At 40.1% G+C, this 15,761-nt stretch carries 15 protein-coding genes; 14 read left to right on the top strand and 1 reads right to left on the bottom strand.

All coding sequences use genetic code 11. The annotated features are described in order from the left end of the window. Positions 1-71: 71 nt before the first annotated feature. Positions 72-383: a hypothetical protein gene (locus KHA87_RS12780; RefSeq protein WP_213094550.1), complete on the top strand. Its 312-nt coding sequence runs from the start codon at positions 72-74 to the stop codon at positions 381-383. Positions 384-813: 430 nt separating this feature from the next. Continuing rightward, on the top strand, positions 814-1,812 hold the full coding sequence (locus KHA87_RS12775) for a phosphotransferase enzyme family protein (RefSeq protein WP_213094549.1): 999 nt from the start codon (positions 814-816) through the stop codon (positions 1,810-1,812). Positions 1,813-1,896: 84 nt separating this feature from the next. Here KHA87_RS12775 and KHA87_RS12770 read toward each other — a convergent pair whose 3' ends face one another. Next, positions 1,897-2,163, bottom strand: a complete 267-nt coding sequence (locus tag KHA87_RS12770) for a hypothetical protein (RefSeq protein WP_249310382.1) — start codon at positions 2,161-2,163, stop codon at positions 1,897-1,899. 412 nt (positions 2,164-2,575) lie between these two features. On the opposite strand from KHA87_RS12770, the gene hpf reads away from it, so the two are divergent. The 12 genes from hpf (at position 2,576) to ftsX (ending at position 15,736) form a co-directional block, all read left to right on the top strand. Continuing rightward, positions 2,576-3,130 (top strand): ribosome hibernation-promoting factor, HPF/YfiA family, encoded by a 555-nt coding sequence (hpf, locus tag KHA87_RS12765; protein ID WP_283249448.1) that lies wholly within the window; start codon positions 2,576-2,578, stop codon positions 3,128-3,130. A 128-nt stretch (positions 3,131-3,258) separates the two neighbouring features. Then, positions 3,259-3,708 carry an Lrp/AsnC family transcriptional regulator gene (locus KHA87_RS12760; protein ID WP_213094548.1) on the top strand — a complete coding sequence of 150 codons (450 nt, stop codon included), beginning with the start codon at positions 3,259-3,261 and terminating at the stop codon, positions 3,706-3,708. A 268-nt stretch (positions 3,709-3,976) separates the two neighbouring features. Beyond that, positions 3,977-5,587 carry a gamma-glutamyltransferase family protein gene (locus KHA87_RS12755; protein ID WP_349305584.1) on the top strand — a complete coding sequence of 537 codons (1,611 nt, stop codon included), beginning with the start codon at positions 3,977-3,979 and terminating at the stop codon, positions 5,585-5,587. A gap of 266 nt (positions 5,588-5,853) precedes the next feature. Then, the gene (locus KHA87_RS12750) at positions 5,854-6,414 is read left to right on the top strand and encodes a chromate transporter (RefSeq protein WP_213094546.1); all 561 of its coding nucleotides are present in this window, start codon (positions 5,854-5,856) and stop codon (positions 6,412-6,414) included. Further along, the gene (locus KHA87_RS12745; RefSeq protein WP_213094545.1) at positions 6,411-6,944 is read left to right on the top strand and encodes a chromate transporter; all 534 of its coding nucleotides are present in this window, start codon (positions 6,411-6,413) and stop codon (positions 6,942-6,944) included. Before KHA87_RS12750 ends, KHA87_RS12745 begins: the two co-directional genes overlap by 4 nt. A gap of 16 nt (positions 6,945-6,960) precedes the next feature. Further along, positions 6,961-7,794 carry a DUF1028 domain-containing protein gene (locus KHA87_RS12740; RefSeq protein WP_213094544.1) on the top strand — a complete coding sequence of 278 codons (834 nt, stop codon included), beginning with the start codon at positions 6,961-6,963 and terminating at the stop codon, positions 7,792-7,794. 564 nt (positions 7,795-8,358) lie between these two features. Beyond that, a complete protein-coding gene (secA, locus tag KHA87_RS12735; protein WP_213094543.1) occupies positions 8,359-10,872 on the top strand; it encodes a preprotein translocase subunit SecA in 2,514 nt (837 codons plus the stop codon). Positions 10,873-11,171: 299 nt separating this feature from the next. Further along, a protein-coding gene (gene prfB / locus KHA87_RS12730) for a peptide chain release factor 2 (protein ID WP_213094542.1) occupies positions 11,172-12,273 on the top strand; the annotation gives its coding sequence in 2 pieces (ribosomal slippage) (positions 11,172-11,243 and positions 11,245-12,273; 1,101 coding nt in all). Positions 12,274-12,461: 188 nt separating this feature from the next. After that, positions 12,462-13,328, top strand: coding sequence for a YitT family protein (locus KHA87_RS12725; RefSeq protein ID WP_213094541.1), 867 nt, complete (start codon positions 12,462-12,464; stop codon positions 13,326-13,328). A gap of 54 nt (positions 13,329-13,382) precedes the next feature. Further along, positions 13,383-13,727 (top strand): cytochrome c551, encoded by a 345-nt coding sequence (gene cccB / locus KHA87_RS12720; protein ID WP_213094540.1) that lies wholly within the window; start codon positions 13,383-13,385, stop codon positions 13,725-13,727. Positions 13,728-14,175: 448 nt separating this feature from the next. Further along, positions 14,176-14,862 carry a cell division ATP-binding protein FtsE gene (ftsE, locus tag KHA87_RS12715; RefSeq protein WP_213094539.1) on the top strand — a complete coding sequence of 229 codons (687 nt, stop codon included), beginning with the start codon at positions 14,176-14,178 and terminating at the stop codon, positions 14,860-14,862. Beyond that, the gene (gene ftsX, locus KHA87_RS12710; RefSeq protein ID WP_213094538.1) at positions 14,852-15,736 is read left to right on the top strand and encodes a permease-like cell division protein FtsX; all 885 of its coding nucleotides are present in this window, start codon (positions 14,852-14,854) and stop codon (positions 15,734-15,736) included. The genes ftsE and ftsX overlap by 11 nt, the downstream gene beginning before the upstream one ends. The last annotated feature ends 25 nt before the right edge of the window (positions 15,737-15,761 follow it).

Genomic DNA, 15,761 nt, shown 5'->3' with positions numbered 1-15,761 from the left:
GCCATTTCAATGCGCGTTAGTTGAAATGGTTTTTTATTTTGTAATTTTACTAAGAAGGGAGAAATAATTCCATGTTACAATTTGAGCAAGACCATTGGGAGGACTTCCCAGGCTTCTATGCAAAGGTTAGATTAAGTAATAATCAAATTAAAGAATTATTGCAGCAACATATAGAGCCGTTTTCGACCATTACAATCAGAATAAGTCAGCAGGAGAAAAAGGAACTGACTCGAGCAGAAGTGATTACGAAGCTAATGGAAGAGTTAAAAAGAAATGAAATCGTTGAAATGATCCACCACCTATACTTAATCAATAAGCGTAAATCGAACAACATTCCCTATGTGAAATTTATATTAAAAGGGCTTATTTCGAAGCTTAAATAAATAAGCACGAGTTAAAGATATGTAGAGATCAATAGAGAGATAACGATAAACCGCAGCAGTTTTCCCTCTTTAAAGCTTAGTGAGAAATCATCTTGTTCCCCAATACCGATTTCCTCCTTTTATACATTTTTGAAAGCGAATTCATTTCCGGGATATTAAAGGTTCTTTTCATTCCTTATTTAAACGAAAATAAATGGGATTTAAATCGAAAATCATCCATTAATACTGAACAGATTTGAAGTGGAATTCAATATTATATTCTGTTGCGAATATATCAAAATGAGTTCCCAGAGCATTTTAAATAATAGGTTGGATCGGAGTATATTTTTATATAAAGTTAACTCCCGCCATGATTTTTCAGCAGGTTAAATCTGTCCCAATGTCTAATATATATAGTTCGGCATTACATTTTGAACATTGGGGGGAAATCATGGAATATTCTGTAGAAAAACAATTTACATCTGATGTAATGAATAAAATATTATCGACATATCAATTGGATCCTGAATTCAAAAAGCTTGGAGCATTTGAAAATTATGCGTTTGAGGTGTATGAAAACGGCGAACCGAAGATTTTAAGGGTGACTCACAGCACTCATCGTTCCCCAAAGGAACTAGAGTCGGAACTGGATTGGATTCAATATCTACATAACTGTGGGATTAGCATTCCAGGGGTCTTTTTCTCTCCGAACGGAAAGGCTGTAGAAGCATTTGAGGCAGAGGATTCGTACTTCTATGCAAGTCTGTTTGAAAAAGCTCCTGGAAATCCAGTGAAGCAGGGGGACTTTAGTGATAAGCTTTATCGAATTTGGGGTAAAACAATCGGGAAAATGCATTATTTTACAAAGAAATATCAGCCGGGGGAGAAGGTCCAGCCTCGGTATCATTGGGATGAAAATGACTTACTGCAGCTAGAAGAATATTATCCGAAGAATGAACAAGAGGCCTTGGAAGCGGCTCGTAAAGTAGTAGAAGAAGTTGCAAAATTACCAAGGACGAAGGATTCCTATGGGCTTATTCACAGTGATATCCATCATGGAAACTTTTTTTACGATGGAGATTCGATTCATATTTTTGATTTCGATGATGCTAGTTATCATTTTTATGCATCTGATATCGCAATTCCATTGTACTATTCCGTAAATAGTAATCACTTTTATGGGACAAAAGAGGAACGGAATGAATTTGCGATGGGATTTCTGCAGGCATTTTTAGAAGGATATCGTGAGGAAAATGAGCTTTCGCAAGAATGCCTCGAAACTATACCACTGTTTTTGAAGCTGAGAGATGTTGACCTTTATTCCGTCTTTAGCAAGAAGGTGCCTGTGGAAGTGCGAAATGAGAGAGAAAAGCATTGGTTGAAAGAAATTAAGGAACGCATTGAAAAAAATGAGCCGATTGTGGATCTAAATTTGGTTGGTATATTGTAAGTCAGTAAGGATTGGCACTTTTTACAAACAGCAGACAATGAAGAGGCTTTTTCATATGAAAAAGCCTCCTTTTTATTTTTTAAATCACCAATAGAATCCTGGGTATCCAAATCCTCCGTACGGATATCCCCATCCGCCATATAATCCAGGTCCTAATAAAGCACCAGCTGCTAAACCGCCTGCAAGACCTCCTAAGAATGGAGCTCCGAATCCAAAGCCCCAAGGTCGACCCCAACCAAAGCCGGGTCTACCCCAACCGAAACCAGGCCTGCCCCAGCCAAAACCAGGTCTTCCCCATATTCTCTCATCTTGCATCGGTACACCATAATTATATTGAAAATCAGGATGCATCATTTTTCCTCCTCATAAATATTTTTATAATTAAGGCTCTTTTCTTTCATTTTGCTGTTTTTCCATCGAGTGTTATCCTTTTGAATGGCCCTTTTCAAGCCCTCGATGAAGAAAAACAACACTATTAGGAAAACAGCCTTGATAAAGAATATGAAAATGATGGGTAGGCGGTTTGGGTGTATGCCTTAAAGAACTGGAAAATATTTTGGGGTATTGTCCTTGGAAGGATGTGCATTTCGACATTTTTTTTATTTCCCGAGAAATTCGACAAATTTTTTTTAGGTTTAAGCAGGAATATAGACGTGTATAATAGAAATATATAATCATAGCAATAAAAAAAGGCAAAGTGTTACCTATGAAAGGGAAAGACAAGCCTTAGCAAAGGAACACAGCCAAAATAGGAGGAGTCCATATGATGAACTACAACATTCGTGGCGAAAACATTGAGGTAACTCCAGCAATAAGAGAATACGTTGAAAAGAAAGTCAGCAAGCTAGAACGTTATTTTATCGAGGTGCCTGACACCAATGTCCATGTGAACTTGAAAGTGTATCAAGGGAAGGCATCAAAGGTAGAAGTAACTATTCCAATGCCGCAACTAGTGTTAAGAGCAGAGGAAGTAAATGAGGATATGTATGCTGCTATTGATTTAATAACGGATAAATTGGAAAGACAAATTCGTAAACATAAGACAAAAGTAAACCGAAAGCTCCGAGAGCAAGGGAACCATAGAGAGTTTTTCGCAACCAACGTCAGCTCCAGCGTTCTAGTGGATGAGGAAGAAAATGATTTAGAGGTTGTGCGTACAAAACAATTTGACCTAAAACCGATGGATAGCGAGGAAGCGGTCTTACAAATGAACCTACTTGGCCATAACTTCTTTGTCTATACTGATTCTGAAACAAATCAAACTAATATTGTATACCGTCGCAAGGATGGAAAGTATGGCTTAATAGAAACAAAATAAAGAATGACAAATCCGTAGCTAATGTCGCTGCGGATTTTTTTTGCGACTGCAAATTCCCGTATGGGTTACGATATAATATAACTAGGAGTATGACTATGAAAAAATAGACTTTTACACGAGGTGTACCGATGAAAATAGATGATATTGATCGTAAAATCCTTCAGCTTTTAACAGATAATGGGCGATTATCCTATGCGGATATCGGAAAGCAATTAAATTTATCACGAGTGGCGGTTCGTGAGCGAGTTCAACATTTGATGAATAATGGGGTAATCGAAAAGTTTTCCGTCGTGATTAATTCGGAAAAAATCGGAAAGCATGTTTCCGCCTTTTTCGAGGTGGATTGCGAGCCGGCCTATTTGGTAGAGGTTGCCCAAAAATTAGCGGATAACCCTAGTGTGGCAAGCTGCTATCAAATGACAGGACCGAGTACACTACATATGCATGTGCTAGTCGATGATTTTACTAGCCTGGAACATTTTATCAACAATGAGCTTTACAACCTGGAGGGTATTACAAGAGTGGAGAGTAATATTTTATTACGGAGATTTAAGAGCAGGAATGGTTTGAAGCTATAAATTTCCTGTCTGTAGGTATAAAGATATAATTCGTGCCATTCTGCTTTGATTTCAGGACAATAAATACTCGTTTCGTGCCAATTCGTATGCAATTCGTGCCAATCGTTGGCTATTTCGTGCCTATATTCCCGGCTAAATCAAAAGATTAAGAAATTTGTAGAAAAATAGTGGTCATAAAGCTGTTTTTTTACTATAATCATAGATAATGATTACGTTTGTAAAACAAAAATGCTGATTTGCTTTACAAATGATAAAGGAGTGCGAAATTGTGAATCTTGATCACTTATATCAACCATATCCATCTACAAGAAATACCGTTTTTGCCAAAAACGGCATGGTTGCAACATCACAGCCGTTGGCAGCCCAGGCAGGTATTGAGATTCTCAAAAATGGCGGGAATGCTATCGATGCAGCAATTGCGACTGCTGCTGCACTAACGGTGGTGGAGCCGACATCGAATGGAATTGGTTCTGATTGCTTTGCGCTTGTTTGGACAGAAGGGAAGCTTCACGGATTAAATGCAAGCGGTCCCTCCCCAAAATCGATTTCCATTGAAGCATTACGGGAACGTGGCTATGAAAAAATGCCAGTCCACGGCGTGGTGCCTGTCACCGTCCCAGGAACTCCTTCCGGATGGGCAGAGCTTTCGAAAAAATTTGGACGCCTGTCTTTAAAGGAAGTATTAGAACCAGCCATTCGTTATGCAGAAGAGGGATATCCATTAACGCCGATTCTAGGGAAGTATTGGAAATCCGCGTATCGCATCTATAAGCAGAACATGACAGGGGAGGAATTCCGGTCGTGGTTTGAAACCTTCGCACCGGATGGAAGAGCACCGGAGATTGGGGAGATTTGGCGATCACCAGGACATGCGAGCACCTTACGGGAAATTGCTGAGACAGATGCAGAAAGCTTTTATCGCGGTCCATTAGCAGAAAAAATTGCTGATTATGTACAAGAACATAATGGCTTTTTATCGAAAGAAGATTTAGCGGATTATCGTGCAGAATGGGTGGAGCCGATCTCAACGTACTATAGAGGTTATGACGTTTGGGAAATCCCACCTAATGGGCAAGGCTTGGTAGCTCTTATGGCGCTTAACATTGCTAAAGGCTTTGATTTTACTGAAAAAGAAACCATCGATACTTATCATAAACAGATTGAAGCGATGAAGCTTGCCTTTACAGATGGAAAGGCACATATTTCTGATATCCGGCACATGAGAGTAGAAGTAGACCATCTTCTATCGGAGGAATATGCAGCGGAACGCCGCGCGCTTATCGGCGAAGAAGCGCTCACTCCTGAGCCATATACGCCTCCTAGTGGAGGAACCGTCTACCTGGCAGCTGCCGACGGAGAAGGCAATATGGTGTCCTTCATCCAGAGCAATTACATGGGGTTCGGATCTGGCATTGTGGTCCCTGGTACCGGTATTGCATTGCAGAATCGCGGGGCGGATTTCTCCTTGGAGGAGGATCATCCGAATGCATTGAAGCCAGGAAAGAAAACGTACCATACCATCATTCCAGGATTTTTAACAAAGGGAAATCAGGCTGTTGGACCTTTCGGTGTCATGGGCGGATATATGCAGCCGCAAGGACATTTTCAGGTGATTATGAATACCATCGATTTTCATTTGAATCCGCAGGCCGCACTGGATGCACCGAGGTGGCAATGGATCGAAGGGAAAAAGATTCAGGTAGAATCGCATTTTCCGCTTCACATTGCTCAAGCGTTGATACGTAAAGGACATCAAATTCAAATTGCAACAGATAACGGTGGTTTTGGCCGTGGGCAAGTGATTTGGCGCAATCCTGAAACAGGAGTTCTGATGGGTGGAACAGAATCTAGAACGGACGGATCTATTGCAGTATATTGATATGGAATTTTCTGAACATGGCTAATTAAAGAGTGAAAAAGTTAAAACTTGGTAGGTAAATCGTTTTTGAAGGTTGTATATGTGTGGATGGCAGGTTGCTTTTGTTCACGAAAACATTAGTTACCAGGTCATTAAAAAACATTCGAGAAGTAACCATATTTGCTTACATCAATAATTGGCTAAGTTTCAGGGCATCTTTTTCTTAATAAGGTGCAAAGTCTCAAACTAAAACAACCTTTGAAGACACAAAAAAGGAATGTGATATTGTGAAAACATGGGATATATTTGTGGCCTTTTTCCGGTCGGGAATGCTTGGATACGGGGGAGGACTTTCGGCTATTCCGTTGATGAAGCGGGAGGTCGTGGACATATACAAATGGATGGAAGATGAAGAATTCTCCGATATTTTAGCGTTAGCCAACACGCTTCCAGGTCCCATTAATACGAAAATGTCAGGCTACATCGGCTGGCGGGTAGGCGGCTTCTGGGGAATGCTTAGTGCACTTGCAGGTACTGTACTTCCGACTGTCGTTTTATTGATTGTTTTATTAACCGTTTTGCAAGCTTATAAGGATAAGCCTTGGGTGAACGGTATGTCAAAAGCAGTTATCCCGATAGCGGGTGTCATGCTAGGCTCTTTAACATGGGATTTTATAAAAAAATCGAATAATACTATGGGTTGGGTTGCAACCGTAATACTCGTTATTATTAGCATTGTAGTGATGCAAATATTAGGAATTCACCCGGCAATCTTAATTGCTGCCCTTCTCGTTTCCGCACTTCTTTCCAAAAATAAGAAGGAAGAAAAGCAGGTGAAGGCATCATGATTTACTGGAAAATTTTCTTAGCGAACTTCATGGCTAATCTTTTGGGCTATGGTGGAGGACCGGCAACGATTCCACTGCTCGAGCATGAGGTGGTGGATCGTTACCACTGGTTTACCGTTCATGAATTTAGTGAAATGGTTGCCCTCGGAAATGCTTTACCTGGTCCAATTGCAACGAAGATGGCGGGATACATCGGCTACTCACAAGGCGGGGTTCTTGGTGCTATTGTCGCTTTGATTGCCTGTGTAGCCCCATCTCTAATTTTAATCATTGCATTACTAGGCATATTAATGAAATATAAAGATACTGCCAAGGTGAAAAATATGACGAAGCTTGTACGCCCAGCGATTGCGGTTCTTTTGGGTGTCATGACGATTGATTTTTTCACGACCTCTTACAAAGGGGTTGGGATTCTTCAAACCGCAATCATTGGAATTGTTAGTTTATTGCTTTTAGAAAAATGGAAGGTAAGTCCTGTCTACGTAATTTGCGGGGCTTTAGTGTACGGAGCAATTTTTCTAGGAAATTAATATGGGGGTATGGGAGATGACATTTTCAATTGTTGGCTATGATCCTGTTGAAAAAGAGTGGGGGATAGCAGTACAATCCAAGTTTCTTGGTGTCGGAGCGGTTGTTCCGTTTGCGAAGGCAGGCGTCGGAGCGATTGCAACTCAATCGTATGCTAATACAGCCTACGGTCCTGAGGGGTTAGAGCTGTTAGAGCAAGGAAAGTCAGCAGCAGAAGTATTACAAATTTTAACGGATGCAGATGAAGATTGTGAGTATAGACAAGTGGGTGTCGTTGACTTCAAAGGTGGTGCCGCAACCTTTACGGGAAGCAAGTGCTATGACTGGGCCGGCGGTGTAACCGGTGAATACTTTGCTGCTCAGGGAAATATTTTAGTCGATGAAAATACGGTAGACGCAATGGCACGAACTTTTACTGAAACAAAAGGGACACTTGCAGAACGATTATTGAAAGCATTGAATGCAGGGCAAGCAGCTGGCGGGGACTCCCGCGGTATGCAATCAGCAGCTCTCTTAGTAGTAAAAGAAAAAGGTGGCTACGGTGGTTACAATGATAGATTTATTGATCTTCGGGTAGACGAACATCCGGATCCAATAAACGAACTCATCCGAATCTACTATCTCCAGCAACTTTATTTTGCAAAATCAAAGCCAGAACGGGTCGTAGAGATAAGCGGAGTGGTTGAAAGCCAGCTAAAAGATCAGCTTGCGAGACATGGATATTTGAACGGTAATGACTCACTATCTTCTGCATTGAAAAAATACATTCACACCGAAAATTTTGAAATGCGCGAGCAGGAAGACGGAAAAATTGATTTGGACATATTGGATTATATGATGGGCAAGCGCTGATTAGGCGGCTTGTCTTTTTTTGTTTGGAGATATTAAAATGTAGGCCTAAAGTACCGATTCGCGAGAATAAACCTAAATTTCGCGAGATTAAGTGTCATTTTCGCGAGAATAGGGAGTAATTTAGCGAGAATATATGCTATTTTCGCGAGAATAATGGAATGATTGCCTGTTTTGAAAAAGAAAGCTTGTCCACCTCATCTTAAAATGTAACATTTGACCCCAATTTCCACATCTGAACCCATGTTATAATCGAAAACTAGAAAAATTTCCGCACTTTCCAAAGAAATTTCATCAGTTTTAACCCAAAATTCAACGGTGAATACTAATTGTCCATTTTATAATCGGAAACCAATCTACACAGAAATACCACCAACTTCACCATTTTTCCAATCGAGGAACAATTCCTCTTCACCACTTTTGTTGTCACTACATAGGTTTAAATGTTAAAATTTATAAAGTAGTATAATAGAACTGCCGTGTGAGAGGATTTTTTCCACTTCATACAGAATATGTACTTAGATAGGCGAAAGGCTCTCACAGTTGAAGATAAAAGGAGCGTTATAGATGGTTGCATTTTTAGAAAAAGTATTTGATGCAAATAAACGCGAAATTAAGCGTCTTGATAAGCTAGCAAACCAAATTGAAGAATTAGCCTCTGAAATGGAGAAGCTTTCGGATGATCAGCTTCGGGAAAAAACAGAGGAATTTAAAGAACGTTATCAAAAAGGTGAAACATTAGATGATTTACTTACAGAAGCATTTGCAGTTGTACGTGAAGGAGCACGACGTGTGCTTGGATTATATCCATATCATGTACAGTTAATGGGTGGTATCTCCTTGCATGAGGGTAACATCTCCGAAATGAAGACCGGGGAAGGTAAAACCTTAACTGCTACGATGCCTGTGTATTTAAATGCTATATCTGGAAAAGGAGTTCATGTTGTAACAGTCAACGAATACTTGGCGAGCCGTGACGCGACAGAAATGGGAGCGTTATATGAATTTCTTGGCCTTACAGTTGGCTTAAACTTGAACAGCATGTCCAGTGAAGAGAAGCAGGAAGCGTATGCTGCAGATATCACATACGGAACAAACAATGAGTTTGGCTTCGATTATTTACGTGACAATATGGTTCTATATAAAGAGCAGCGCGTACAGAGACCTCTTCATTTTGCCGTTATCGATGAGGTTGACTCCATCTTGATTGATGAGGCTCGTACACCGTTAATCATCTCCGGACAGGCACAGAAATCGGCTAATCTTTATATTCAAGCGAATGCATTTGTTCGCACATTGAAAAAAGAGGAAGACTACACATATGATGAAAAAACAAAAAGTGTGCAATTAACAGAGGAAGGGATCAGTAAGGCTGAGCGATCCTTTGGCATTGATAATCTTTTTGATATTTCACATGTTACCTTGAACCATCATATCAACCAGGCATTGAAAGCCATTGTATCGATGCACATTGATGTGGACTATGTGGTTCAGGATGGCGAAATCGTCATTGTTGACCAATTCACTGGCCGTCTGATGAAAGGACGCCGTTTCAGTGACGGTTTGCATCAGGCTATTGAAGCAAAAGAAGCGGTTGAAATTCAAAATGAAAGTATGACAATGGCTACCATTACGTTCCAAAACTACTTCCGTATGTACGAAAAGCTTTCCGGTATGACTGGTACAGCGAAAACGGAAGAAGAGGAATTCCGTAATATTTATAATATGAGGGTTATTGTTATTCCTACAAATAAGCCGATTGCCCGTGATGATCGTCCGGATTTAATCTATGCTACGATGGATGGCAAATTCCGTGCGGTAGTAGAGGACATTGCGGAACGAAATCAAAAGGGTCAGCCTGTTCTAGTAGGTACTGTCGCAATCGAAACCTCTGAATTAATTTCGAAGTATTTATCGAAAAAAGGAATTCGCCACAATGTCTTAAATGCGAAAAACCATGAGCGCGAAGCCGAAATTATTGCACTTGCTGGTGAAAAAGGCTCTGTAACCATTGCAACGAACATGGCCGGTCGTGGTACTGACATTAAGCTTGGTGAAGGTGTTGTGGAGCTTGGCGGTCTTGCTGTTATAGGTACGGAGCGTCATGAATCCCGTCGTATTGATAATCAGCTTCGTGGTCGTTCTGGTCGTCAGGGAGATCCAGGGGTTACCCAATTCTATCTATCGATGGAAGATGAATTGATGCGCCGCTTTGGTTCCGATAATATGAAAGCCATGATGCAGCGACTTGGAATGGACGATTCTCAGCCTATTCAAAGTAAAATGGTATCTAGAGCCGTTGAATCTGCGCAAAAACGTGTGGAAGGAAATAACTTCGATGCACGGAAGCAGCTTTTACAATATGATGATGTCCTTCGTCAACAACGTGAAATTATTTATAATCAACGAAACGAAGTAATCGACTCCGAAAACCTTCGTGAAATCGTTGAAAATATGATCAAACGAGTAGTTGAACGCGCAGTAGAGCTTCATACTCCAAGAAATGAGGATGAAGAAAACTGGAATCTGCAAGGACTAGTTGACTTTGTTCATGGCAATCTTTTACAAGAAGGTGCAGTATCTGTTAATGATTTCCAAGGTAAGGATCCGGAGGAAATGATGGAGCTCATCTTTGAAAAAGCGAAAAAGGATTATGATGAAAAAGAAGAATCCTTAGGTACTGAGCAAATGCGCGAGTTTGAAAAGGTTATCCTTCTTCGTGCAGTCGATACAAAATGGATTGATCATATCGATGCGATGGATCATCTTCGCCAAGGTATCCATTTACGTGCATACGGTCAAGTTGATCCGCTTCGTGAGTACCAAAGCGAGGGCTTTGCGATGTTTGAAGGTATGGTCATGGCTATTGAAGAGGATGCAGCGAAGTATATTATGAAGGCTGAAATTCGCAATAATCTTCAACGCGAAGAAGTAGCGAAGGGGCAAGCGGTTAATCCGAAAGAGGATGGAGAAACCGTTAAGAAAAAACCGGTTAGAAAAAAACAAGACATTGGTCGTAACGCCCTTTGCCCATGTGGAAGCGGCAAAAAGTATAAGCAATGTCACGGAAAAAATGTTTAATAAACCGAATCGTTTTTGGTTTTGATATACTAAAAGGAATGAATCGGAATCGCCTCAACTATCCGGAGGCGATTTTCGATTTCTTAATGCGCGAAAGTATAGATTTATAAATTTTTATTATGTTAATGACACGAAAAGTTAAGGTTGTCTAGCTACAAGTGAAATTGGCACTTGAAATTTTACCAACGGCTAGCGGATTTCTACGTCTTTTCCTTACGATTAGTCAAAGACTCCAAAATCCGTACGCCGATGGGAAGGGCGCCTGTACTTTCAAAATTCAACACGAGGTGAAATAGAACATGGAGTTATTTGAAATTCGTTCTGAGCTTGAAAAAACGGCTAAAACATTAGCGGACTTTAGGGGGTCTCTTTGACCTCGAAAATAAAGAGGCTCGTATTGCAGAATTAGATGAAATTATGCTCGATCCAAACTTCTGGAATGACCAGCAAAGTGCGCAGAAAATCATTAATGAGGCTAACGGGTTAAAGGATCAAGTTAATGAGTATAAAGAGCTTGTGGATACTCAGGAAAATCTAGAGCTTACTCATGATTTGGTGAAGGAAGAAGAGGATTCGGAACTGCATGCAGAACTCGAGTCAGAACTTCAGGAATTAGTTTCAAGACTTAATCAGTTTGAATTGCAGCTTTTATTAAGCGAACCATATGATAAAAACAACGCCATCCTGGAACTTCACCCTGGTGCAGGAGGAACCGAATCACAGGATTGGGGCTCCATGCTTTTAAGAATGTATACACGGTGGGCGGAAAAAAAAGGCTTTAAAGTCGAGACGCTAGATTATCTTGCTGGAGACGAGGCTGGAATTAAGAGTGTTACATTGCTGATTAAAGGCCACAATGCTTATGGATATTTAAAAGCGGAAAAGGGAGTTCATCGTCTTGTCCGGATTTCTCCGTTTGATTCATCAGGTCGCCGTCATACCTCCTTCGTATCCTGCGAGGTTATGCCGGAATTCAATGATGACATTGCAATTGAAATTCGCACGGAGGACATAAAAGTGGATACCTACCGTGCCAGCGGTGCCGGCGGTCAGCATATTAATACGACCGACTCTGCTGTGCGTATCACCCACTTACCAACAGGTGTCGTTGTAACATGTCAATCAGAGCGCTCGCAAATTAAAAACCGCGAGCAAGCGATGAATATGTTAAAAGCAAAACTATATCAACGTCAAATTGAAGAAAAGGAAAAGGAATTGGCGGAAATCCGCGGGGAACAAAAGGAAATCGGCTGGGGAAGCCAAATTCGCTCCTATGTATTCCATCCTTATTCTATGGTAAAGGATCATCGTACCAATACGGAAAGCGGAAATGTGCAAGGGGTAATGGATGGAGACATTGATCCATTTATCAACGCTTATTTGCGCTCACGCCTTTCGTAATCCCATTTCGGTGACAAAGAATAAAACCCTTATGCAAAGGTACACTATGCATAAGGGTTTTTTTGTGGAAACAGCTACCCCCATTGGAATCTACTAACCCAATTTTAACATCCGTTATAGACACCCCTATCACTGCCATGCTATACTCTCTGTCGAAAGTCTAACAACATAGAAGGGGATTTAGCAAAATGAAGAAACGAAGAGGAGAATCTGCTACAAGCTTTTTCCAAACAAAAAGCATGGAATACATATATATACTTATTGGATCCGCCATCATCGCCATTTCTTTTAACGTATTTTTACTTCCAAATGAAATTGCATCCGGAGGGGTAAGCGGAATAAGTACTATTTTACACGGGGTATTTGGGTGGAAGCCTGCATATGTTCAATGGGCTTTTAACATCCCGCTATTTATCGCTGGCTTAATCTTTTTAGGCTTCCATTTTGGAGTTAAGACCTTAGTTGGAACGATCTTTTTACCATTGGTTGTTTTCTTAACAGAACATTTGGAACCATGGACACATAATCCATTATTAGGTGCTTTATTTGGTGGTGTCGGAGTAGGACTTGGCCTTGGCATTGTGTTTCGTGGAAAAGCATCCACAGGTGGAACCGATTTGGCAGCTCAAATTATTCATAAATATACAGGATTAACTCTAGGAACTTGCGTTATTATTATCGACGGGCTCGTTGTGTTATCCGCTGCGATAGTATTTGATATTGAAAAAGCTCTCTATGCGCTAATTGGTCTTTATGTAACAAGTAAGACGATTGATCTTGTTCAGGTTGGAATCAGTCGGTCTAAAACGGCGTTAATTATCACTGATAAACAGCAAGAAGTTCGTGAAGGAATTTTGAATAAAATTGACCGAGGTGTGACAAAACTATCTGCATATGGGGGATTTACAGAAAGTGAAAGACCAGTCCTCATGTGTGTGGTGGATCAGACAGAATTCATAAAGTTGAAACAATTGGTGAAAAGCCTTGATCCATCTGCATTTGTCGTCGTTATGGACGCATTTGAAGTGCTTGGGGAAGGTTTCAAAAAGGATTAGGATTGCTATAATGGAAATGCAAGAAACATTTCCCATTCCTAAGGAGGAAAAAGGATGAAAAGAAAATTAGCTGCTGCAGTGATGGTAGTAATGTTAGCTCTTGCGATGGTTGCTTGTGGAAATAAAAATGATACAAGCAAGTCCAACAATAACAATGCTACTTCAACAGCAAGTGCCGGAGATGCTCAAAAACTATTCGAAGCAAAATGCTCTGCTTGCCATGGTAAAGACTTGGGTGGATTAAACGGTCCTAAGCTTCAAAAGATTGGATCCAAATACAGTAAAGATCAAATTCTAGATATTATTAAAAATGGTAAAGGTAACGGTGCAATGCCTGCTGGATTATATAGCGGTAAGGATGCAGATGCCGTTGCAACTTGGTTATCCAATAAAAAATAGTATTGCCGAAAAGGCCTGATGGGATTGCCATCAGGTCTTTCTTCATATAGGAAAGAAAAATTGAATTCTCAAAAGTGAAAACGGGACTTTTATCCTAATTCATGCTATTTTTCTTATATTTCGTGACGATCATACTTGGTTTTATGCAATTCAAGATATGATTCGTGCCATTTGTGCAATATTTCGTGCTAATAGCACCAATTTTTTACAAAAATTGCACAATCCTTCTAGCAAAACTTAACTCCATACCCATTAACTTTCGGCTAAAAATAAGGATTGAAACATAATTGTAATATGATAAACGGAATATGGATGTTATAATGATTCTGTGATTTATTTCGATTTTTTACGATGTTTTTTGCTATTTTTTGATAGAAATATAAAATTTGACGGAAAATAGTTAATCACTAGCTCAGAAAAGAAGATAACAGTAAAGACGGGTGATTAGATGATAGAAATGCAAAATGTCTATAAAAAGTATCCGAATGGAGTTATTGCAGCCAACGGATTGAATGTTCATATAAAACAAGGAGAATTCGTCTATGTCGTTGGACCTAGTGGTGCTGGAAAATCTACTTTTATCAAGATGATGTACCGGGAAGAAAAAGCGACGGACGGCAGCATTGTGGTAAATGGAATCAATCTTTCCAAGCTGAAAAATAGTCGAATTCCTTATTTCAGAAGACAAATTGGCGTTGTGTTCCAGGATTTTAAATTACTTCCGACTCTAACTGTTTTTGAAAATGTTGCCTTTGCTCTCGAAGTAATTGAGGAACAGCCGAAAGTAATTAAAAAACGTGTCATGGATGTTTTGAATCTAGTAGGGCTAAAGCATAAGGCAAGAATGCTTCCTACCGAGCTTTCCGGAGGAGAGCAGCAGCGTATTTCCATCGCACGCTCGATCGTAAATAGACCAAGAGTTATGATTGCGGACGAGCCTACAGGAAATCTAGATCCGGAAACCTCCTGGGAAATTATGAGGATTTTTGATGAAATTAATAATCGCGGTACGACGATTGTAATGGCAACTCATAACCGTGATATCGTGAATACAATGAGGCATCGGGTAATTGCTATAGAAGGCGGAAAAATCGTTCGTGATGAGCATCGGGGGGAATACGGATATGAAAGCTAGAACATTACAGCGCCATTTCCGCGAAAGTCTGAAAAGCCTTGGCCGTAACGGATGGATGATGTTTGCCTCTGCAAGTGCCGTGACGATTACATTATTATTAGTAGGCGTATTCTTCGTTATTATGATGAATATGAACAAGATTGCGTCTGATATTGAAAATGACGTGGAAATTCGCGTTCATATTGATTTGACCGCAAACAAACAAGATCAAACGATTTTGCATAACCAAATTCAAAATTTAACCCAGGTGAAGTCCATTACGTACTCTTCCAAGGAACAAGAACTAAAGGACTTAGTTAAGAAAATGGGGAAGGATTTCGAATTATTCAAGCAGGATAATCCTTTATATGACGTATATGTAGTAAAAACAAAGAATCCAACCGATACACCTAAGGTTGCCAAACAGATTGAGCAAATGGATCATGTCGAATCGGCTATTTACGGTAAGGGCAAAGTAGAAAGACTTTTTAGTGTGCTAAAAGTAAGTAGAAATGTTGGCTTAGTGTTAGTAATCGGTTTGCTTTTTACGGCCATGTTCTTAATCTCCAATACTATTAAAATCACAATTTTTGCAAGAAGAAAAGAAATTGAGATTATGAAATTAGTAGGGGCAACGAACTGGTTTATTCGCTGGCCATTAGTGATGGAAGGAATTTGGCTCGGTGTGCTAGGGTCTATATTGCCGATATTGATTATTTCTGTCGGTTACTATTACGCACATAAGATTATTGCTCCAAGATTAGCGGGCCAATTTATACAAATCCTGAATTTCAATCCGTTTGTGTTTGAAATAAGCAGCTTATTATTACTAATTGGTATCTTCATCGGTATTTGGGGAAGTGCGATGTCCATTCGCCGCTTCTTGAAGGTATAAAAAACGGTTTATACACTTTTTAAAG

The sequence above is a fragment of the Bacillus sp. FJAT-49736 genome (assembly GCF_018343615.1).
Taxonomy (GTDB): domain Bacteria; phylum Bacillota; class Bacilli; order Bacillales; family Bacillaceae_C; genus Margalitia.
The sequence above is the reverse complement of the archived record's forward strand: the minus strand, read 5'-3'. Positions and strand labels throughout refer to the sequence as shown.